General features: G+C 69.1%; 19 protein-coding genes. 8 read left to right on the top strand and 11 right to left on the bottom strand.

Annotated features, from left to right (window positions below):
- Positions 1-127 precede the first annotated feature (127 nt).
- From Rhe02_RS01050 to Rhe02_RS01015, 8 genes are all read left to right on the top strand, one after another.
- On the top strand, positions 128-1624 hold the full coding sequence (locus Rhe02_RS01050) for a sugar ABC transporter ATP-binding protein (protein ID WP_239123155.1): 1497 nt from the start codon (positions 128-130) through the stop codon (positions 1622-1624).
- Complete coding sequence (locus tag Rhe02_RS01045) at positions 1621-2655, top strand: ABC transporter permease (RefSeq protein ID WP_239123154.1); 1035 nt, start codon at positions 1621-1623, stop codon at positions 2653-2655. Before Rhe02_RS01050 ends, Rhe02_RS01045 begins: the two co-directional genes overlap by 4 nt.
- On the top strand, positions 2648-3661 hold the full coding sequence (locus Rhe02_RS01040) for an ABC transporter permease (protein ID WP_239123153.1): 1014 nt from the start codon (positions 2648-2650) through the stop codon (positions 3659-3661). The genes Rhe02_RS01045 and Rhe02_RS01040 overlap by 8 nt, the downstream gene beginning before the upstream one ends.
- 43 nt (positions 3662-3704) lie before the next feature.
- Positions 3705-4754, top strand: a complete 1050-nt coding sequence (gene rhaS, locus Rhe02_RS01035; protein WP_203906073.1) for a rhamnose ABC transporter substrate-binding protein — start codon at positions 3705-3707, stop codon at positions 4752-4754.
- An 81-nt stretch (positions 4755-4835) separates the two neighbouring features.
- Positions 4836-6017 (top strand): L-rhamnose isomerase, encoded by a 1182-nt coding sequence (gene rhaI / locus Rhe02_RS01030; RefSeq protein ID WP_203906072.1) that lies wholly within the window; start codon positions 4836-4838, stop codon positions 6015-6017.
- Entirely contained in the window at positions 6017-8050 is a 2034-nt protein-coding gene (locus tag Rhe02_RS01025; RefSeq protein WP_203906071.1) for a bifunctional aldolase/short-chain dehydrogenase, read from the top strand. Before rhaI ends, Rhe02_RS01025 begins: the two co-directional genes overlap by 1 nt.
- Entirely contained in the window at positions 8047-9510 is a 1464-nt protein-coding gene (locus tag Rhe02_RS01020) for a rhamnulokinase (protein WP_203906070.1), read from the top strand. The genes Rhe02_RS01025 and Rhe02_RS01020 overlap by 4 nt, the downstream gene beginning before the upstream one ends.
- 64 nt (positions 9511-9574) lie before the next feature.
- Positions 9575-10027 (top strand): Hsp20/alpha crystallin family protein, encoded by a 453-nt coding sequence (locus Rhe02_RS01015; protein WP_203906069.1) that lies wholly within the window; start codon positions 9575-9577, stop codon positions 10025-10027.
- Between the two features lie 68 nt (positions 10028-10095).
- On the opposite strand, the gene Rhe02_RS01010 is transcribed toward Rhe02_RS01015, so the two are convergent.
- From Rhe02_RS01010 to Rhe02_RS00960, 11 genes are read right to left on the bottom strand one after another with little or no spacing between them, the layout of a single operon-like run.
- Positions 10096-10845, bottom strand: a complete 750-nt coding sequence (locus tag Rhe02_RS01010) for a hypothetical protein (protein WP_203906242.1) — start codon at positions 10843-10845, stop codon at positions 10096-10098.
- Between the two features lies 1 nt (position 10846).
- A complete protein-coding gene (locus Rhe02_RS01005; protein ID WP_203906068.1) occupies positions 10847-11290 on the bottom strand; it encodes a hypothetical protein in 444 nt (147 codons plus the stop codon).
- A gap of 1 nt (position 11291) precedes the next feature.
- Entirely contained in the window at positions 11292-12353 is a 1062-nt protein-coding gene (locus Rhe02_RS01000; protein ID WP_203906067.1) for a PASTA domain-containing protein, read from the bottom strand.
- Positions 12350-12811 (bottom strand): phage tail protein, encoded by a 462-nt coding sequence (locus Rhe02_RS00995; protein WP_203906066.1) that lies wholly within the window; start codon positions 12809-12811, stop codon positions 12350-12352. Before Rhe02_RS00995 ends, Rhe02_RS01000 begins: the two co-directional genes overlap by 4 nt.
- Entirely contained in the window at positions 12804-15350 is a 2547-nt protein-coding gene (locus Rhe02_RS00990) for a putative baseplate assembly protein (RefSeq protein WP_203906065.1), read from the bottom strand. Before Rhe02_RS00990 ends, Rhe02_RS00995 begins: the two co-directional genes overlap by 8 nt.
- Positions 15347-15736, bottom strand: coding sequence for a GPW/gp25 family protein (locus Rhe02_RS00985; protein WP_203906064.1), 390 nt, complete (start codon positions 15734-15736; stop codon positions 15347-15349). Before Rhe02_RS00985 ends, Rhe02_RS00990 begins: the two co-directional genes overlap by 4 nt.
- On the bottom strand, positions 15733-16071 hold the full coding sequence (locus tag Rhe02_RS00980; protein WP_203906063.1) for a hypothetical protein: 339 nt from the start codon (positions 16069-16071) through the stop codon (positions 15733-15735). Before Rhe02_RS00980 ends, Rhe02_RS00985 begins: the two co-directional genes overlap by 4 nt.
- Positions 16068-17528 carry a phage baseplate assembly protein V gene (locus Rhe02_RS00975; RefSeq protein WP_203906062.1) on the bottom strand — a complete coding sequence of 487 codons (1461 nt, stop codon included), beginning with the start codon at positions 17526-17528 and terminating at the stop codon, positions 16068-16070. Before Rhe02_RS00975 ends, Rhe02_RS00980 begins: the two co-directional genes overlap by 4 nt.
- Entirely contained in the window at positions 17525-18163 is a 639-nt protein-coding gene (locus tag Rhe02_RS00970) for a CIS tube protein (protein ID WP_203906061.1), read from the bottom strand. The genes Rhe02_RS00975 and Rhe02_RS00970 overlap by 4 nt, the downstream gene beginning before the upstream one ends.
- Entirely contained in the window at positions 18151-19395 is a 1245-nt protein-coding gene (locus Rhe02_RS00965) for a hypothetical protein (RefSeq protein ID WP_203906060.1), read from the bottom strand. Before Rhe02_RS00965 ends, Rhe02_RS00970 begins: the two co-directional genes overlap by 13 nt.
- Entirely contained in the window at positions 19376-19864 is a 489-nt protein-coding gene (locus Rhe02_RS00960) for a phage tail protein (RefSeq protein WP_203906059.1), read from the bottom strand. The genes Rhe02_RS00965 and Rhe02_RS00960 overlap by 20 nt, the downstream gene beginning before the upstream one ends.

The raw sequence follows: 19864 nt of genomic DNA, 5'->3' as shown, positions 1-19864 counted from the left end.
AGAGATCGATTGCCACTAAAACGGCAACTCCGCGGGAACCCTTGACGCAAGGTCCGTCCGGCTCCTAACGTCGTCGTAGCGAAGCGATGAAACGTTTCACAGGCGATTGTCGCGAAATGAGGTCCCCGTGCCACCACTGCTCACCCTCGACGGCCTCAGCAAGTCCTTCGGCGCTGTGGCGGCGCTGCAGGACGTGCGGCTTGAGCTGTTCGGCGGCGAAGCGCATGCCCTTGTCGGGGAGAACGGCGCGGGCAAGTCGACCCTCGTCAAGATCCTCGCCGGGGTTTACCCGCCGGACGCGGGAACCATCACCCTCGACGGGCAGCCCCTGTCGCTGTCCGGGCCGGCCGATGCGCGGTCGGCGGGCATCGCCGTGATCTATCAGGAGCCGACCCTGTTCCCCGACCTGAGCGTGGCGGAGAACATTTTCATCGGGCGTCAGCCCCTGCGCAGCCTGCGCCGCATCGACCTGGCGAAGATGCGCGCCCGCGCCGCGGAACTGTTCGCCAGGCTCGGCGTGCGCCTCGATCCGGACCGGCCCGCCCGCGGGCTGTCCATCGCCGACCAGCAGCTCGTCGAGATCGCCAAGGCGATCTCCTTGGAGGCGCGGGTGCTGGTGATGGACGAGCCGACCGCGGCCCTGTCCGGTGTCGAGGTCGAGCGGCTTTTCGCGGTGACCCGGGCACTGCGCGACGCCGGGGCCGCGGTGCTGTTCATCTCGCATCGCTTCGACGAGGTCTTCGCGCTGTGCCAGCGCATCACCGTCATGCGCGACGGAAGGCGGGTCTCCACCGGCGTCACGCAGAGCCTGACCGTCGATGCCGTGGTGCGCCAGATGGTCGGCCGGGAGGTCTCGGCCATGTTCGACAAGCAGCCCGCCGCCATCGGCGAGCCCAGGCTTGAGGTGCGCGGGCTGACCCGGCACGGCGTCTTCGCCGACATCGGCTTCACCGTCCACAGTGGAGAGATTGTCGCTCTGGCCGGTTTGGTCGGGGCCGGGCGCAGCGAGGTGATCCGGGCGATCTTCGGCATCGACCGCCGCGACGCGGGCGAGGTGCTGGTGGACGGGGCCGCCCTGCCCAACGCCGACACGGCCGCCGCCATCAAGGCGGGAATCGCGCTGGTACCAGAAGACCGCCGCCAGCAAGGCCTGGTGATGGAGCTTTCGGTCGAGCGCAACGCCACCCTTCCCCGAAGGTGGGCGCTGACCCGCGCCGGGCTGCTGTTCCCCGGCGCCGAAAGCAGGGCGGCAGCCACCTGGGCGCAGCGGCTGCAGGTGAAAGCCGCCCGCCTCACCGACCCGGTCGCGACCCTGTCCGGCGGCAACCAGCAGAAGGTGGTGCTGGCCAAATGGCTGGCCACCGCGCCCCGGGTGCTGATCGTCGACGAGCCCACCCGCGGCATCGACGTGGGGACCAAGGCCGAGGTGCACCGGCTGCTGTCCACGCTGGCCGCAGACGGCGTCGCCGTGCTCATGGTGTCCAGCGAGCTGCCGGAGGTGCTGGGGATGGCGGATCGGGTCCTGGTCATGCACGAGGGCCGGTTGACTGCCGACATCCCCCGGGCGCGGGCCGGCGAGGAAGCGGTCATGCTGGCCGCCACCGGACAGGCGGCCGCGGCATGATGACCGTCGACGCGCCGCCGGTGCGGCCGCAAACCCGGGGCGCCCGTCTGGCGCGGCGGGCGTTCCTGGTTCGTGAGCTGGGCATCGCCCTGGCGCTCGGGCTGCTGGTGGCGGTCACCTTCGCGGTCAATCCCCGTTTCTTGAGCGCACAGAACATCAAAGACCTTCTCTTGGGTTCCACGATCCTGGCGATCCTCGCCGTGGGTCAGGCCATCGTCGTGATCACCCGTAACGTTGACCTGTCGGTCGGGTCCATCCTGGGCTTGTCGGCCTTCGCCACCGGAGCGCTCTTCGTCGCCGCGCCGGGCACGCCGATTGCCGTGATGTTGCTGGCCGGCGTGGCGCTGGGGGCCGTGTTGGGCGCGGTCAACGGCGGCCTCATCGCCACCGCGAAGGTGCCTGCGCTCGTGGTCACGCTCGGCACGCTCTATGTGTTCCGCGGCCTGGACTACATGTGGGCCACCGGACGGCAGATCAACGCCGCCGACATGCCGCCGGGATTCCTGCGGATGGGCACCGACACCGTGCTGGGCATGCCGGTGCTGGCCCTGTTCGCGGCCGCCGTTCTGATCGCGGTCGGCTACTACCTGCGCCACTATCGGGGCGGCCGCGAGCTCTACGCCATCGGCTCGGATCCAGCCGCGGCAAGGCTTTCCGGCATCCCGGCCGGCCGCCGGGTGTTCGCCGCGTTCGTGGCCAGCGGCGCCCTGGCCGGTCTGGCCGGGGTGCTGCACGCCGCCCGCTTCGGCACCATCGACGCCAACGCCGGTCTGGGCAGTGAACTCAACGTGGTCGCCGCGGTGGTCGTCGGCGGCGTGGCCATCTTCGGTGGCAGCGGTTCGGTCTACGGCGCGGCGCTGGGGGCGGTGCTGCTGACCACGATCAGGGCCGCCCTGCCCGTGTTGGGCATCAGCCCGTTCTGGCAGGGCGCCGCGGTCGGCGCGCTGATCCTGGCCGCCATCGGCCTGGACCGGGCGCTGTCGGCTCGCGTCGCGCGCAGCCTGCGAGAAAGGAATGTCACCCATGTCTGATCGGGCCATCCGGGCGCGCGGTGCTCTCGGTTCCTGGAGCGCGGTCATGCTTGTCGCGCTGGTCGCCGTCGCGGTCGTCGGGTCGCTGACCATCGATGGTGTGGCCAGTCCCCGATTCTGGCGCTTCGTCACCCTTGAGGCGATCCCGATCGCGCTGATCGCGTTGCCGATGACCCTCATCGTCATCACCGGTGAGATCGACCTGTCGGTGGCCAGCGTGCTCGGGCTGACCTGCACCGTGGTCGGGCAGCTGTGGGTGTGGGGGGTGAGCTCGCTGCCGGCCCTGATCGCGATCAGCCTGCTGATGGGCGCCGTCCTGGGCGCGGTCAACGGCTTGTTCGTCACCGGTTTCGGGCTGCCGTCGCTGGCGGTGACGATCGGAACCCTTGCCCTGTATAGAGGTCTGGCCTACGTCGTGCTCGGTGACCGGGCCGTGGCCAACTACCCGGTCGCCTGGACCACCTCGGCCATCAAGCCCCTTCCCGGGACCACCATCCCCTGGGTGATCCTGGTCGTGGCGGCGCTCGCCGTGATTTTCGCCGTCGTCCTGCACGCGACACCCATCGGCCGCGGCCTTTACGCCATGGGCAACAACGCCGAAGCGGCCCGCTTCGCCGGAGTCAACGTGCGGCAGGCCAAATTCTGGCTCTTCGTCGCCAGCGGCGCCATGTCGGCCTTGGCCGGGGTGTTCTGGACGCTGCGCTTCGCCAGCGCCCGCGCAGACAACGGGACGGGCCTGGAGCTGGCGGTCGTCGCCGCGGTGCTGCTCGGCGGGGTCTCGATTTTCGGTGGCCGGGGCGCCCTGCTCGGCGTGCTCGCCTCGGTCTGCCTGCTCGGTGTGCTGCGCAACGCGCTGCAGCTGGCCTACGTGCCGGAGAACACGCTCACCGTCATCACCGGCTCGCTGCTCATCGCCTCGGTCGTCGGACCGAATGTCGTCGGCATGCTGCGCGAGCGGCTGCGCCGGCGGCGCTCCAACGCACCAACAGTTTCGCCCTCCAGTTGATGCCGCCGGTGATTCACGGCGAGGATAGGAAAGGAACCCTCACATGAGAGCAGGCACGACACAGGTCCGCTTGCTGGCCTTGGCCGCCATGGCGGCGCTCGCTTTGGCCACGGCCGCGTGCGCCGAGGACACCCCAGCCGGCCCCGGCCCCGGCGGCACCGGTGCCATGAAGAGCGGCCTGAAAATCGCGTTCCTGCCCAAGCAGGTCAACAACCCTTACTTCACCACCTCCGACAACGGCGGCAAGGCCGCGGTTGAGGAATTCGGCGGCAAGTACACCGAGACCGGCCCGTCGGAGTCGAGCCCATCGGCTCAGGTCAGTTACATCAACACGCTCTCGCAGCAGAAGACCGATGTCATTGTGGTGTCCGCCAACGACAAGGACGCCATCTGCGGCGCGCTCAACGAGGCCCGCCAGGCCGGGGCGAAGGTGGTCACCTTCGACTCGGACACCAACGCGTCGTGCCGCGATCTGTTCATCAACCAGGCGACGGCCGAGGGCATCGCCAAAATCCAGATCAAACTGATCTCCCAGGCGATCGGCGCCGACGGCGGCGAGATCGCGATCCTGTCGGCGACGGCCAACGCCACCAACCAGAACGCCTGGATCGAAATGATGAAGGCGGAGCTGACCAAGCCGGAGTACGCCAAACTCAAGCTGGTGGATACCGTCTACGGCGACGACAAGGACGAGAAGTCGTTCACCGAAACCCAGGCGCTGCTTGCCAAACACCCCAGCCTCAAGGGCATCATCTCGCCCACCACGGTGGGTGTCGCGGCGGCGGCCCGCTACCTGTCCGGCTCCACCTTCAAGGGCAAGGTGCAGCTGACCGGGCTGGGCACGCCCAACCAGATGCGCAGCTTCGTCAAAGACGGCACGGTCAAAGCTTTCGCGCTGTGGAACCCGGCCGACCTCGGCTACCTGGCCGCCTACGCCGGTGGCGCGCTTGCCTCTGGGATGATCACTGGCAAGGAGGGCGACAAGTTCAAGGCCGGCAAGCTCGGCGAGTTCACCGTCGGCAAGGACGCCACCGTGCTGCTGGGAGACCCGTTCACGTTCACCGCGTCCAACATCGAGCAATTCAACTTCTGACACACGTTTGGTGTGGCATGGCGCGATCCATGCCACACCACCGACCCGCTCAACCGCACACGATCAGCTGGGAGAAACAAAATGAGTGAGCTGGCGCCGCAGACCCGGTCGCGCGTGCTTTCGGCCCTGCGCGGGCAGCGCATCGAGACGGCGTCCTGGGCCTACGGCAACTCCGGGACCCGGTTCAAGGTCTTCGCGCAGCAGGGTGTGCCGCGCGATCCCTACGAGAAGATCGCCGATGCGGCGACCGTGCATCGGTTCACCGGCGTGGCGCCGAGCGTGGCGCTGCACATCCCGTGGGACAAGGTGGCCGACTACGCGCAGCTGGCCCGTGCCGCGGCCGACGCCGGGATCCAGCTGGGCACGATCAACGCCAATGTCTTCCAGGACAACGACTTCATGCTGGGCAGTGTGACCAACCCCGACCCGGGGGTGCGCCGTAAAGCGATCGGGCATCTGCTGGAGTGCGTTGACGTCATGGACCAGACCGGGTCGCGCGACCTCAAACTGTGGTTCTCCGACGGCACCAACTATCCCGGCCAGGACGACGTGCGCACCCGCCAGGACCGCCTGGCCGAGGCGCTGCGGGAAACCTATGACCGGCTTGCCGGCGATCAGCGGATGCTTTTGGAGTACAAGCTTTTCGAGCCCGCTTTCTACATGACCGACGTGCCCGACTGGGGCACCGCCTACCTGCATTGCACCCAGCTTGGTGACCGGGCGCAGGTCGTCATCGACACCGGGCATCATGCACCTGGTACCAACATAGAATTCATCGTCGCCATGTTGCTTCGCGCTGGAAGACTGGGCGGATTCGACTTCAACTCGCGGTTCTACGCCGACGACGATCTGATGGTCGGTGCGGCCGACCCGTTCCAGCTCTTCCGGATCATGCACGAGATCGTGCTGGCGGGTGCGCTGGATGCCAACGCGGGCATAGCTTTCATGCTCGACCAGTGCCACAACATCGAGCCGAAGATCCCCGCGGTGATCCGTTCGGTGATGAACGTGCAGGAGGCCACCGCCAAAGCGCTGCTGGTCGACCACGACGCGCTGCGGGCCGCGCAGAACAACGGCGACGTGCTGGAGGCCAACGCGGCGATGATGGACGCCTATCAGACCGATGTCCGGCCGCTGCTGCGCGAGCTGCGCGAGGAAATGGGGCTGGACCCTGATCCGATCGCGGCCTACAAGCGGTCCGGCTACTTTGAGCAAATCCGAGCCGAACGTGCGCAAGGCCAGGCCGCCGGGTGGGGGGCCTGATGACCGGGGCACTGCAGGAGCTGATCGAAAGGTCGCGGCGGCTGGGCACCGACCCGCGCAACACCAACTATGCCGGCGGCAACACCTCGGCCAAAGGCGAGGCGGCCGACCCGGTCACCGGACAGCCGGTGCCGCTGATGTGGGTCAAGGGTTCCGGCGGAGATCTGGGCACCATCACCGAGGCCGGGCTGGCGGTGCTGCGCCTGGACAGGCTACGCGCCCTGACCGGGGTCTACCCGGGTGTCGACCGCGAGGATGAGATGGTCGGCCTGTTCGACTACTGCCTGCACGGCAAGGGCGGTGCCGCGCCGTCCATCGACACCGCCATGCACGGGCTGCTCGACGCCGCGCACGTGGACCATCTGCATCCCGACGCGGGCATCGCGCTGGCCACCGCGGCCGACGGCGAGGCGTTGACGCGACGGTGTTTCGGCGATCGGGTGGGATGGGTGCCGTGGCGGCGTCCCGGTTTCCAGCTGGGTATGGACATCGCGGCGTGGCGCGCGGCCCATCCCAGCGCGATCGGAGTCATTCTGGGCGGGCACGGCATCACCGCTTGGGGTGACTCCAGCCAGGAATGTGAGCAGCGGTCGGTGGAGATTATCTATACCGCGCAAGCATTCCTCGACCAGCACGGCCGTCCCGACCCGTTCGGCCCGCCGCTGCCCGGCTTTGCCGCGCTGCCCGAGACACAGCGGCGGGCCCGCGCCGCCGAGCTGGCGCCGGTGCTGCGCGGGCTGGCCTCCACCGACCGGGCACAGGTCGGGCACTTCACCGACACCGAGGTGGTGCTCGATTTCCTTGCCCACGCCGAACATCCACGGCTGGCCGCGCTGGGCACCTCCTGTCCGGATCATTTTCTGCGTACCAAAGTGCGCCCCCTCGTGCTGGACCTGCCACCCACCGCGGGCCTGGCCGAGACCATCGCGCGACTCGGTGAGCTGCACGCGGCCTACCGCAAGGAGTACGCCGCCTACTACGAACGTCACGCCGACGCGCAGTCGCCGCCGATGCGCGGCGCAGACCCGGCCATCGTCCTGGTACCCGGCGTGGGCATGTTCAGCTTCGGCCGCGACAAGCAGACCGCGCGGGTGGCGGGGGAGTTCTACGTCAACGCCATCAACGTGATGCGCGGGGCCGAGGCGGTGTCACGCTATGCGCCGATCCCGGAGGCGGAGAAGTTCCGGATCGAGTACTGGGCGCTGGAGGAGGCCAAGCTCGCCCGGATGCCCAAGCCCAAGCCGCTGGCGGCCCGGGTCGCCCTGGTCACCGGCGGCGGTTCGGGCATCGGCCGGGCGATCGCGCTGCGCCTGGCCGCGGAGGGCGCGTGCGTCGTGGTGGCCGATCGCGACATGGCCACCGCCACCAGGGTGGCGCAGGAGATCGGCGGCCCCGACGCGGCGATCGCCTGCCAGCTGGACGTGACCGACGAAACGCAGGTGCGGCAAGGGTTCGCGGCCGCAGCGCTGGCCTTCGGCGGGGTCGACCTCGTCGTCAACAACGCCGGCCTGTCGGTGTCAAAACCGTTGCTGGAAACCACAACCGACGACTGGGACCTCCAGCACGACGTGATGGCCCGAGGCTCGTTCCTGGTTTCCCGGGAGGCGGCCCGGGTCATGGTGGCGCAGGCGATGGGTGGCGACATCGTCTACATCGCCAGCAAGAACGCGGTTTTCGCCGGGCCTGACAACGTCGCCTACGGCGCGGCAAAGGCCGACCAGGCCCACCAGGTGCGGCTGTTGGCCGCCGAGCTGGGCGGGCACGGGATCCGGGTCAACGGGGTCAACCCGGACGGTGTCGTGCGCGGCTCGGGGATCTTCGCCTCCGGGTGGGGGGCGAAGCGGGCCGCCGTCTACGGCGTACCCGAGGAGAAGCTCGGCGAGTTCTACGCCCAGCGAACCCTGCTGAAACGCGAGGTGCTGCCCGAGCACGTGGCCAACGCGGTGTTCGTGTTGACCTGTGCGGAGCTTTCCCACACCACGGGCCTGCACGTGCCGGTCGACGCCGGCGTCGCCGCGGCGTTCCTGAGATGAGCGCGCCGGTGCGCACGGTGGCCGCCGTCGATCTCGGCGCGGCCAGCGGCCGGGTGATGACCGGCCGGGTCGGGCCGGACCTGCTCGGCCTGGCCGAGGTGGCGCGTTTCCCGAACATCCCGGTGACCGTGGGGGCAACGCTGCATTGGGATGTGCTGAGCCTCTATCGGAGCATCCTGGAAGGGCTGCGTCAGGCCGGCCCGGTCGACTCGATCGGCGTCGACTCGTGGGCGATCGACTACGGCCTGCTCGACGCCGACGGAAAGCTGCTTGGCAATCCGGTGCACTACCGCGACACCCGCACCGACGGGGTGATGGAACGGGTGCTGCGTGAGGTGCCGGCCGAGGAGCTCTACCCGGCCACCGGGCTGCAGCTGCTGCCGTTCAACACCATCTTCCAATTGGTCGCCGCGCGCGACACCGCGCAGATGGCGGCCGCCAGAACGCTGCTGCTGATCCCGGATCTGATCGGTTACTGGCTGACCGGTCAGATCGGCGCGGAGCGCACCAACGCCTCCACGACACAGCTGCTCGATGTGACCGACGGGAAGTGGTCGGCGCAGCTGGCCACCCGGCTTGGGATCCGGCCCGCCATTCTGCCGCCGCTGCGCGAGCCCGGCGACCGTCTCGGCGTGCTGGGTAAGGAGACCGGGCTCGGCGGCGTGCCGGTCACCACGGTGGCCTCACACGACACCGCGTCGGCGGTCATCGGGGTTCCGGCGCAGGGGCAGCGGTTCGCCTACATCTCCTGCGGCACCTGGTCTTTGGCCGGAGTGGAGCTGGACGCGCCGGTCCTGTCGCAGGAGAGCAGGCTGGCCAACTTCACCAACGAGGTCGGCATCGACGGCACCATCCGGTACCTGCGCAACGTCATGGGCCTGTGGCTGGTGCAGGAATGCCAGCGGGTGTGGGGGGTCGACGACGTCGAGCCGCTGTTGCGCGCCGCGGCGCAGGTGACACCGTTGCGTGCGGTCATCGACCCGAACGAGCCGAGCTTCCTGGCCCCCGGCGACATGCCGGCCCGCATCGGTGAGGCCTGCCGGCGGCTCGGGCAGAGCGCGCCGCAGACCCAGGCGGAGACGGTGCGCTGCATCCTGGACAGTCTCGCGCTCGCCCACATGTCCACATTGGACGATGCGCAGCGCCTGTCCGGGCGCGCGGTCGACGTCGTTCACATCGTCGGCGGCGGTGCCCGCAACGACCTGCTGTGCCAGCTCACCGCCGACGCCTGCGGCCTGCCCGTACTGGCCGGGCCGGTCGAGGCCACCGCGCTGGGCAACATCCTCGTGCAGGCCCGGTCGCTGGGCGCGGTCGGGGCCAGCCTGGACGATATGCGCGCCCTGGTCCGGGCCACCCAACCGGTGCGCCGCTTCGAGCCCCAGGGCAGCCAGCAGGTGTGGCGTGAGGCCGCGCTGCGCCTTGACCGCGGTGGCCCGGATCACAGCGCCGCTCGGAATTGAGTCGGGTCGGCTCAAGTTTGGTCTGTCAGGTGGACAAAACTTGAGACTCCCAGGAGACGACAAAATGACCAACCTGACCCTTTTGACCAGGCGCGACCCGTTCGCCAGCTTCGACAGCGTCCTCCTTCGCCGTGGCTTCGGGCCGGCTCAGAAGGATGCTTTCGTGCCCGCAGCCGAGATCGTGCGTGACGGCACGGACGCCGTGGTCCGCGTCGAACTGCCCGGGGTGGACATCACCAAGGACGTCACCGTCGAGCTGACCAATGGCCGTCTGGTCATCCACGGCGAGCGCCGCGATGAGCGGGCGGAGGACAGCTCCGTCTATCGCCTGCGTGAGGTCCGATACGGCTCGTTCCGGCGAAGCTTCACCGTGCCGCGCCATGTCACGGCGGAAGCGCTGAGTGCTGACTACAGCGACGGCGTGCTGACCGTTCGGGTAAGCGGCGCCTTCTCCGATGACGAGCCCAAGCGCATCGCCATCAACGGTGCCACGGCGGAGCCGGCCACCGAGAGCTGAGCCGGCAAAACGTTGCACCGGTCCCGGCGCCAGCGGCGAACCCCCACGCCGCTGGCGCCACCACTGTTTTACGACGAGGGCACGGGTTTGCTCTCCACCGTGACCTGCAGGGCGCGCACGATGGCCGGGATCGAGCCGATGAGCAGGATGATGGCCCAGATGATGGCCACCACCGCGAACACGATCGCGGCTATGTCGTCGGTGATGCTGACCAGGATGCCCGGGACAAGACCGTGCAGGAAGACCGCGACCACGTTGCCCAGCAACGAGGTCAGGATGAGCGCCACGAGCCCCTTGTTCTGAAGGAACCGCTGTTGTGCCGCGATGAGGAAGGCCACCGCGACCAGCTTGAGAAACATGATGAGCGACAGCACGACCGCCGCCTCGCCGCGCGGGAAAGAGCCCCAAATGATCAGGTAGGCGATGGTGCCGAACGGAATCGCGAGCAGCAGCGAAACCATGAGGATCAGCTGGGCGATGGCCACTATCAGCAGCACGATCGCGATGAGGATGAGAACGATCGCCCCGATCAGGGTGATGATTCCCTGCGCGCGAGCGTGCAGCCGCTTGGAGAAGACGATGCCCACCGCCATCAGGGCCACCGTGCCGAGCACGATGACATCGATCAGAGCCAGATAGGAGATGGCAAGGCCGCCTGGGTTTTCCGGCGCACCGGGTGGCACGTCGGCGCCGAGCTCGGCGGCCGTGCCCATGGCCGGTTGCAGGCCCAGCAGGAACGAGCTGCCGGTCTCCACCAGCACCACGAGCCCGAGCGCCACCAGGCTGATGAAGAAGAACGGGGTGCGCAGCCTATCCATCTCACTCACCCACCAGTACCACGCAGGAGGAACAGGTAAGGGTGACGTCGCCGCCGGAGGAGTCCACGGTCACCTTGACCTCTTCTCCGGCGGTCAAGTCCTTGTCCAGGAAGGAATCGTCGTGTGGGGCGCGGGTGTGCAGCCGCACCGGTTGCTGCGCGCGCAACACCACCTCACGCAGATCCTTGTCGGAGGAGGCCACCGTCAGCACACAACTGTCCTTTATGGTCAGTTGCTGCTGGGCCAGGCAGGGCGCGGAAAGCTCGCCCGGCTCGGCCTGATCGGGGCTGCCGAACCAGCGGCCCAGCATCTTGACCAAGCCGTTCTCGGTGGGGTCCACCTTGCCGGTGGACCCCTGCTGAGTGGCGACGCCGGTCACGTAGAGCGCGACGATGAGCACCGCCACCAGCGCCAGAATCTTCTGCCCACGGGTCAGCGCGGGCATGTCAGTGCTCCAGGTACAAGCGGATCGAGGCGGGCTCGCCCCAGAGGCCGATGTCATCGACCGGCTGGACGTAGATGGTGATGAAGCCGTTGTGACGCCAGCCCGCCTTGGTGGTGTCCACATAGGACAAAGTCGGAAGCGGCGGCATGTGCTCACGAGCGCCGACGAGCTGTGCCGGAAGGAGAGGCCCGCCGCTGCACGTCTCCGTTCCGGCCGCGGTCTTGCTGCACCGTTCCGGTTGCACCGTGACCAGCCACCGGCTGACCGTCGGCTGCGCTGCCGACCATGTCACCAGGGGCATGGAGTTGGGGGTGACGTTGGAGCCCGCTTTGGGGGACAGGATGGTCGGCTTGGTGGTGGGAATGAAGATCTCCATGTCCATCCGGCTGCCCTTGACAGCCAGGGTGCCGGGCGGCATTCCCTGCCGGGTGACCAGGTTGGGGCTGCCGGGTTCGAAACGGTACACCGTCGTGCCCTGCGTGAAACCCGCCTTCTGCAAGGAGGTGAGCGCATCGGGCAGGCTGAGGCCGATCACCTTCGGAACGGGAACGTACTCGGCGGCCACGGCAGGGGAGACCGAAGGTGTCGGGCTGGGCAGGGCCTGCGGTGCCTGCGCGGTGGGCCACGCCAGCCAGGTGATGACACCGATCACCAGAGCGAGGATGGCCGCGGCGATGGCTATCAGCCACCATGGCCATTTGCGCTTCGGTGGCGCCGGCGGGGCCGGAACTTCGAGCAGCACCCGGCGGCTGAGCACGAAGTTCTCCTCCGGCGCGGCATCCGGCGGGCAGACCCGCGCCTCGAAGTCGTAAGACCCGGGGGCGACCTGTGCCGGAACGGCGATGCGCACCAGGTAGGGCACGGAGGCCGCCGGGCGCACCAGGCGCTGCGGATCGTCGATGGCGAACCAGGACGTGTCGACCCCGGTGCCGGTGCGAATGTCGAACAGCGCGCGGGCACTGCGTTCGGCCTGGTTGGTCACGGTAAAGGTGATCTCCGCGCTGCGCGTGTTGTCGAGGGTGACCCGCTCGGTGGCGGTGGTGACGACCCACTTGGTGCTCATATCAAAACTCCTATTTCGTAGGTGGTGGCGGCTGGTTTTTCCAGCTCGACGATCTGGCGCAGGTGCTCGACCCGATCGAATCCGTCGGGAACCCTGACGATGAGGTGGAAGGGGCGGTCGGCCCGCTCCTCAATGGCGACCTCGGCCAGCCCGGTGGCCAGCTGTATCGCCTCGCGCAGCCCGGCCGCCGTCCCCCGGGACTGGGCCAGGGCGCTGCCCCGGGCGACCAGATCCCGGTTGGCCCCGAGGTGGTCCACCGCCACCCAGCGGGCGAGGAAGGCCACCATGCGGTCGGGACAGCGATAGGGGTGGAACAGATCCTCGACGGTCTCCAGCAGGGTTTCGCTCGCCTCGTGCTGGCTTTCCATCACGTCCAGCAGCGCGGCCAGTACCCCGGAGGGATGGATCGCCCGCTGATAGGCCGCGGGAAGCAGGGTGGCGATCGCCTCGCTACGCATCTTCGCTCACCACCTCGATGTCGTGGTCGCCGGAGACCAGCAGCCACGTCGGCGGAATGGTGACCAGCTGCGCCAGCTCGGTGCTGGCGGCCGCTTTCCAAGCCAGGGCACCGGTTCTGCGGTGTACGCCGCGAATGCCGGCCACCAGGACCTGCCCGGCCGTGGTGGCGGCCACGGACTGGACCGGCTCGAAGCGGGTGCGGTCACGCAGCGGCAGCCCGCAGTTGACCGACGGCGTCTCCCATTGCGGGGTGGCGGAGTTGACGTCCAGCTGGAGAATCCCGGCGCTCTGGGTGGCGGCGAAGGCGCTGCCGCCCATGAAGTCCACGTCCCAGCAGGTTCCGCCGGTCCACCCCGACGACAGCTCCTGCCACCGGATGTCGGCCTCGAAAAGCCTTGCCCGGTAACAGCCCTTGCCCGGCTGACGGGGATCGGCCATGCCGGTGCCCACCCACAGGTGGGTGTGCGGGCCGTCGATCTGCACGGCGAGGGTTCGGGTGTCGGTGCCCTTCAAACCTATGTGCGCGAAGGTGTCCTGACGCCCGCCCGCGGTGGACAGGTAGACCCCGTGCTGGCCCTGTGCGGCCAGTGCCACCGCCCATCCGCCGCGCTCGGAGACGAAAGCCTTGACCGAGTAGAAGCCGCGGTCGGCGTCCTTGGTGTCGACGATGATCTGCAGCGGCACCGCGCCGTCGAGCAGGGACTGCTCGTAAAGACCGACGTCGGTGGCCAGCAGCAGCGACACCGCCTCCTCCCGGTCGATCCAGGCGGCCTCCAGCACGAGCGCGTCAATCTCACCGAGTTTGCGCCAGGTTTCGCCGAGATCGGCCGAGACGTGAAGCGCCGATCCGCCCTCGGCCAGCGACGTGATCACGGCGACCGCACCGGGCCTTGCCACCACCCCGGGGCGATCGCTGACCGGGGCCGGTAGCACCTGCCGCACCGTTTCCTCGGGGAACCGCGCGATCAGCTCCCAGCCTTCACCGTCGTTGGTGGAGCGGAAAACCGTCTCGCCCCCGCCGGCGTACCAAGTGCCGCGCTGATACCCGTCGGCGGCGATGGACCGGATCTCGCGATCGGGCGCGCCGTCCACGACGAAGCGAACGTTTTCCACGTAACGCACGCCGGGTTCGGCCTGTTCCAGGATCCTGTACACATTGGACGCCCGCAGCGGCTCGCCGAAGGCCCAGCCGTCGGCGGTGCCGGGCGCGGGCAGCGGGCTGATCGTCTGGTGCAGCCGGTCGTGAATGCGCCGCCGCACCGCCTCCAGATCCTCCTGGCGGCCGACCACGACCCGGCCCCGCACCGACACTGTCTTGTACCGCGCCCACGTCGTGGTCACGCTGGTGCCCAAAGCCCGTCTGCGGTCCAGGTCGGCCTGCGCCTCCAGGCGCACCTCGTCCAGCTGGCGGTCGGCCAGCGTCTCCACCGGCAGCCGCCAGCCCGGCCGTGCCGCCTCCGCGACGAAGGGCACCAGGGTCACCTCGACCTCGCCCGGCCGCGCGAACGACCACATCGACGCCCGGGTGAAGGCCTTGGCCCGGGCCACCGCGGGGGATCCGGCGGTGGCCAGCAGCTCGAAGTCGCGGGCGGTGATGGCGCGGTGCAACGTGAACAGCTCGTAGGGGCCGCGTTTGGCCGCCGCGTCGACCGGCTCGATGTCGCGCCCCCCGCGCGCCGGGTCGGGGTTGCTCACCCGCACCCCGGCGATGGGGTCGCGCAACCCGGTGAGTGTTTGCGCGGCAACGTTTCCGGTCTCGCCGCCGCCCACCCTGTACCACATCCTGATCTGGCGATGCGCCTGCGGCACCGCGGCCGGAGTGGCCAGCCGGTCCAGCGCCGGCGCGAAGGTGACCACACCGGAGGCCCGGTCCAGCAGGTAACCGCGCTCATCGGGGTTGAGCCCGGCGAAGGTGGCGACCTCCGGCCAGATCTCGAAGGTGAGTCCCATGAACTCGCGTGCCGCGGCGCCTTCGGCGGGCGCCGTGGTCTCCACGCCCAGCATGACCTCCAGCGCCTCGCCGGTGCTCACCAGCGGCGCGCGGGTGGTGCGCAGCACCTGACCGGGCAGCCCGGTGCCCAGCCCGAGCAGCTCGCCGTCGACCAGCTCGCAGTGATAGGCGCGCACCGAGGCTTGCGCCTCGCCCGCCGCCAGCGCGATCGGCTGGGTGGTGGTGAAGACGACCGGCTGCGGATCGCTGCCCCGCACCGCGGCCACTTTCGTGCCGGCCGGAACGACTATCCGCTCGGTGGCGTCCTGGCCGACCCGGCTGAAGGTGAGCTGCGTCCAGGCCGCCGCGGGCGGATGCCGGCTGACCCCGAGCAGGTTGAGGAACTCCAGATAGGCCTTCTCCGGCAATCGGTTGAGCCGGAACAGCATGACGTCGGTGAGGTAGGCGAAAGCCTCCAACAGCACCGACCCGGGGTCGTGCACCGACAGGTCGCTCCACTGTGGACACAGCCGCTGCACCCGGCTGGTGGCGTCGGCGACCAGATCGGCGAAGGTGCGGTCGTCCAGGTTGGGCACGGGAATGCTCATGGCGTCGCTCCAAGGGAAAGCGGATACTGCAGGACATCGATGGTGAGGGTCTGCTTGACTCGGTACCGCAGATGGATGTTGAGGCGTGAGGCGACATCGGGATCGGGATCGGCGTCGACCTCCTCCACCTCGATACGGGGCTCCCAGCGCTGGAGCGCCTGCTTCACGTAGTGGATGGCAAGCCCGGCCGTGGTCTGATCGTTGGCCGAGAACAAAAGCCGATGCAGGTGCGAGCCGTAGTCGGGCCGCATCAAGCGTTCGCCGGGCGCGGTGCCCAGCAGCAGGATGATGGCCTGCCGGATGGCCTCGTCCCCGTGCACCATGGCCAGCCTGCCCGCGGCGGTGACCACCGGGCCTTCCTCGGCCGCGAAACGCAATGAATTCATGATTCAGCCTCCACAAAGGACTGTCCGGGGGTACGCACGCGGTAGTGCACCGTGCCGGGGACGGTGCCGTCGGTCAAGCCGTCGAGGGTGTCCAGGACGATGGCGTGGCCGTCGATGCGGATCCAATCGCTGTAGCCGACGGCGACGCGCAGCGTCTTCACGCAGGGCTTCATGGTGGCCCCGATGTTGGGACAGCGCGCGATCGCCCGCCCCTGCGGGTCGTCGTCGACGAGCACCGGATGCCCGGAGATCTCCACCCAGTGCTGCGACGGGTTGTTGGCCACCTTGCCGTCGTGGTCGCAGCGGATGTCGGCGGTGGTGACGATCCATTTCATGAGATCACCTCGGGCAGCATGGCGTGCTCGAAGTCGACCGCGGCCGACCGGATGGTCAGGTGGTGGCCCGGCGCCTCGATGACCATGTCGGTGTGCGCGCACAGGGTCACCAGATCCGGGGCCAGCTCCAGGCGGCTACCATCGGCATTGGACAGACGCACCAGCTTGTGCTCGTCGTCGATGACGATGCTTTGGCCCGCACCGCTGTGCAGCGTCCAGCGCCGCACCGCGCCGCCCTCGACACCGGCGTCCGGTGGGGTGGCCGGGCCGTAGAGCGAGCCGAGCACGATGGCTTCGGCCGGATTCTCGTGCGGCAGCGCCACCACGACCAGATCGCCGGCGTCGGGCAGCGCCACGATGCCCTTGCCCGGACCCGCGCCCGGGCACAACACGCTCAGCCAGCCCAGATCCACCTCACCGTAGGCCGGCAGGCTCACCTGAACCCGGCCCGCACCATGCGGATCGGCGACCGACTCGACGCGCCCCAGCGTGACCGACGCCCCGGACGGGGCAGCGGCCACCGACGGCGGCTGCGTGCTGAACCACGTCTGATAGCCCTCGGCGGTGACGGTGTGGATGGTGCTGCACAACGGGTGGACACCGGTGACCGCGTCAGCGAGGCCGTGCACCGCCACCGCCCGGCCGGGACGCAGCGCGGTGTTGCCGCGTGCTGTCCCGTCGAGGTGAACTGTGCGCGCCGCGCTCAGGTCGAGCGCCGCCTGCGCCGCCTCCGCCAGATTGGCCAGCGGCTGATCGACCAGGGTTTGCGTCGCGTCGACCGCTATCTCGGGCAGGTTGTCGCGCCTCGGCGCGGTGGCTTTCTCCTTGCGCACCTCGGCCTGTTCGGCGTGCCAGCCGATGGCGGTCACCGAGCCGAGCGAGCGATCCACATTGGCTTCGATGCGCGCCTGCCACAGCGTGTCGCCGAGCTTGAGCTCGATCGCCTCGCCGCGTGGGCGCAGCTTGGTCAGGCACAGCTTGTCGCCGTCGAGGATCAGGTACACGCCGTGCCTGGCGGCCGTCTGGGACAACAGTTCCCAGTCGGTTTGGCGATGCTGCACGAGGCGGGGGATCGGCGAACCCGCGTTGTCGCACTCGACCTCGAGCCCGCAGTCCGCGACAAGCGCGCGGGCCAGGTCGGCGACCGTGATGTTCTCGAAAACCCTTGGCTGCTGGCGTTTGCGTAACCGGTGCAGCAGATCGTAGCCGCGCAACACCCACGCCGACTCAGAACCCGGACCGCGCATCAGCTCCATGGCGGTGACCTCACCGTCGAAGAGCATCTCGTCGTCGATACTGATCCGCAGCGGGACGCCGATCGGCCAGCCGTCGGCCGGCCCGGCCAGGGTCACCTCTGCCTGGGTGGGCTGGGAGATGCGTGCGGCGACGCGTAACGCGAGCACTCTCGCTTCCAGCGGGCGGGCGTTCAGGCGTACCTCAACGTTCGGAATGATCATGACGGCACCGCCAGCACAGCCCCCGCCGGGACCCGCAGCGGGTCGGCGATTCCGTTGTGCTCGGCCAATTCCCGCCACCGGGACGGATCGCCGAGGGCATCGGCTGCCAGCAGATCGAAACGCACGCCATCGGAGCCGGAGCCGTTGCCGACCGCCTGCACGGCGCTCTGATTGGTCTTCGCCGGGCGCGCCTTGACCTCCTCGTTGGTGCGCACCAGTTTCAGGCGCAGCCAAGACCGGCGGGGATTGCCGGCGGCGTCGATGGCGTCGAGCCGTTCGGCGACACTGACCACGACTCCGGGCAGGTTCCAGGTCTTGCCCCACACCAGGCGCACCTGGGGCGGCCTGCCCTCGCCGCTGTCGGCCAGCCGCCACAACCGGCTGGTCAGCTTGCGCACATCGTCGGGCCGGTTCGCCGGCTCCATCAGCTCGACATCGAAGAGCAGATCGAGCACGAGCTCGGTGCGGCCGCCGCCGGTGTAGAGCAACACGTCGTCGCCGTCGGCGCCCATCACCGCCCCTGGCAGCGCCGCCGGGCGCACACCGGCCAGCCGGCGCATGACCAAGGTCTCCGGATTGATCAGACAGTCGATCCGCTCGCCGGTCTCATCGACCAGAAAAGCTATGCGCTCCATGGTCTACCCTCCTGTTCACGATCAAGCCGGCGGACCCTTCGCTCGTCTGCCGCGGCGGCCGGGGCGATCCAGAGCTCGCTGTCGTCCAGCAGCTGTGGCCATTGCGCTGAGTCCGTGAGGTTGCCTGGGGACGTCTTGGTCCATCCGCCCGGCGGCAGGCGCTCGGCGGTCAGCTGCGTTCGCCGTTCACCGCCCGCCGCTGCGGAGCCCGGGCTGTCGTGCCAGGGCAGCGATGGCCAGATGCCCACCACGCCCGGCATCGCCGCCAGCTCGTGGCGTGGGCGGTCGTCGGCTTGGCTATGTGCCGCTTCAGCCGGCGCAGCTCGCCCGCCGCCTTCCGCGGCCGGTTCGTCTCGCCGGGGCGAAACCCTTGTCGTCCAGCCATCCCGCAGCCGCCAGCCGCTGTCGCCAAATGACGCCTGCGGCTCAGGCCAGGCCCGGTCGGTGCCGAGTTCCGCTGGTGGCGAGGTCTCGGGCACCGCGTGGAGCGGGCTTTGGTGGGTGCCAGACCCCGCTTGTGGCGAGGTCTGGTGGAGACCGGGCAATGCTTGTGGCGTGATCTGATCGGCTCCGGGCGTTGCTTGCCATTCGGCCTGCTGGCCACGAGGCCCCGCGTGGAGCGAGTTCTGGTCGCCGTGCCCCGCTTGTGGCGAGGTCTCGGGCATCACGTGCGGTGAGGTCTGGTGGGCACGGCGCTCCACGTGGGGCGAGGCGTCGTCGGCACCGGGAGTCGTTTGTGGAGAGGCGTGGTCGGCACCGGGAGTTGAATGGGCTGAGGTTGGGTCGGCACCGGGGGTCACTTGTGGCGAGATGTGGTCGGCACCGGCTGTCGGGCCGGGCGAGGTCTGGTTGGCACCGGGGCTCGCGTGCGGAAGGGTCGGCGCGGCAACGGGTGCCGCTTGTGGCGGCATCCGTTCGGCACCATCGCGGATCGGCGTCGAGCCTAAGCGGCGCGGCGTGATCCATTGGCTGCCGCCGTTGGTGTTCGCCGCCCGCGGTGATGCCGGCAGGGCCCGCGGGCGAGACAGGTCGGACCAGCGCGGATCGGTCAGCGCTGCCGGATAGATGTCGTCGGATTCGGTGGCCGGCCGCGGGAACACCGATGGCCAGTCCGGCGGGTCGGGCTGGGGGGCGACGCCCCCCAGCCGTACCGCTGGGCTCGGCCGGTTCGCGATGCCGCGGCCCATGAACCGGCGAGCGAATCCGGCCAGGCTAAGCAGCCATGCCCACATTGCTGATCTCCCGCTGGAGTCCGTCGTGCGCCAGCACTAGGGTTTCGACGGCGAGGTCGCGGCTCATCGCGTTGAGCGGGGAGCCGTACCATTCCTGGGGCCACGCGTTGACCAGGTTCCAGCGCATGGACTCGGCCGAGCCGGAGCTGTCCAGCATGACGATCGAGACGTTGCGGCGGCTGACCCGGCCCTCGACCGCGGTCATCAGCCATTCCCACAGCTCGACCGAGGAGGTCAGCCCGTAGCGCAGGGTGACCGGCTGGTAGGTGACCCGTCCGGGGATCGCCCGCACCACCGAGTTGTTGCCCGCCTCGCGGTAGGCGATCGTCTCCACCTTGACGCCAAGCCCGCCCACCTCCGTGAAGTGGCCCTCGGTGACGTTGTTGATGAGCAGCTTGAAGTTGTAGGCGCGGTAGGGGTCCACCAGATTGCCCGGCTGGGCGGCGGGACGTGCAGTGACTTCAGGCAT

This window comes from Rhizocola hellebori (assembly GCF_016862955.1).
Lineage (GTDB): Bacteria > Actinomycetota > Actinomycetes > Mycobacteriales > Micromonosporaceae > Rhizocola > Rhizocola hellebori.
Note: the sequence above shows the minus strand (reverse complement) of the source record. Positions and strands in the feature narration are given on the sequence as shown.

Excerpts from the sequence above, each read along its gene's own strand:
- Rhe02_RS01045 (WP_239123154.1), top strand. The coding sequence starts at position 1,621 with ATGATGACCGTCGACGCGCCGCCGGTGCGGCCGCAAACCCGGGGCGCC.
- Rhe02_RS01040 (WP_239123153.1), top strand. The coding sequence starts at position 2,648 with ATGTCTGATCGGGCCATCCGGGCGCGCGGTGCTCTCGGTTCCTGGAGC.
- rhaS (WP_203906073.1), top strand. The coding sequence starts at position 3,705 with ATGAGAGCAGGCACGACACAGGTCCGCTTGCTGGCCTTGGCCGCCATG.
- rhaI (WP_203906072.1), top strand. The coding sequence starts at position 4,836 with ATGAGTGAGCTGGCGCCGCAGACCCGGTCGCGCGTGCTTTCGGCCCTG.
- Rhe02_RS01025 (WP_203906071.1), top strand. The coding sequence starts at position 6,017 with ATGACCGGGGCACTGCAGGAGCTGATCGAAAGGTCGCGGCGGCTGGGC.
- Rhe02_RS01020 (WP_203906070.1), top strand. The coding sequence starts at position 8,047 with ATGAGCGCGCCGGTGCGCACGGTGGCCGCCGTCGATCTCGGCGCGGCC.
- Rhe02_RS01015 (WP_203906069.1), top strand. The coding sequence starts at position 9,575 with ATGACCAACCTGACCCTTTTGACCAGGCGCGACCCGTTCGCCAGCTTC.
- Rhe02_RS01010 (WP_203906242.1), bottom strand. The coding sequence starts at position 10,845 with ATGGATAGGCTGCGCACCCCGTTCTTCTTCATCAGCCTGGTGGCGCTC.
- Rhe02_RS01005 (WP_203906068.1), bottom strand. The coding sequence starts at position 11,290 with ATGCCCGCGCTGACCCGTGGGCAGAAGATTCTGGCGCTGGTGGCGGTG.
- Rhe02_RS01000 (WP_203906067.1), bottom strand. The coding sequence starts at position 12,353 with ATGAGCACCAAGTGGGTCGTCACCACCGCCACCGAGCGGGTCACCCTC.
- Rhe02_RS00995 (WP_203906066.1), bottom strand. The coding sequence starts at position 12,811 with ATGCGTAGCGAGGCGATCGCCACCCTGCTTCCCGCGGCCTATCAGCGG.
- Rhe02_RS00990 (WP_203906065.1), bottom strand. The coding sequence starts at position 15,350 with ATGAGCATTCCCGTGCCCAACCTGGACGACCGCACCTTCGCCGATCTG.
- Rhe02_RS00985 (WP_203906064.1), bottom strand. The coding sequence starts at position 15,736 with ATGAATTCATTGCGTTTCGCGGCCGAGGAAGGCCCGGTGGTCACCGCC.
- Rhe02_RS00980 (WP_203906063.1), bottom strand. The coding sequence starts at position 16,071 with ATGAAATGGATCGTCACCACCGCCGACATCCGCTGCGACCACGACGGC.
- Rhe02_RS00975 (WP_203906062.1), bottom strand. The coding sequence starts at position 17,528 with ATGATCATTCCGAACGTTGAGGTACGCCTGAACGCCCGCCCGCTGGAA.
- Rhe02_RS00970 (WP_203906061.1), bottom strand. The coding sequence starts at position 18,163 with ATGGAGCGCATAGCTTTTCTGGTCGATGAGACCGGCGAGCGGATCGAC.
- Rhe02_RS00965 (WP_203906060.1), bottom strand. The coding sequence starts at position 19,395 with ATGTGGGCATGGCTGCTTAGCCTGGCCGGATTCGCTCGCCGGTTCATG.
- Rhe02_RS00960 (WP_203906059.1), bottom strand. The coding sequence starts at position 19,864 with ATGCCTGAAGTCACTGCACGTCCCGCCGCCCAGCCGGGCAATCTGGTG.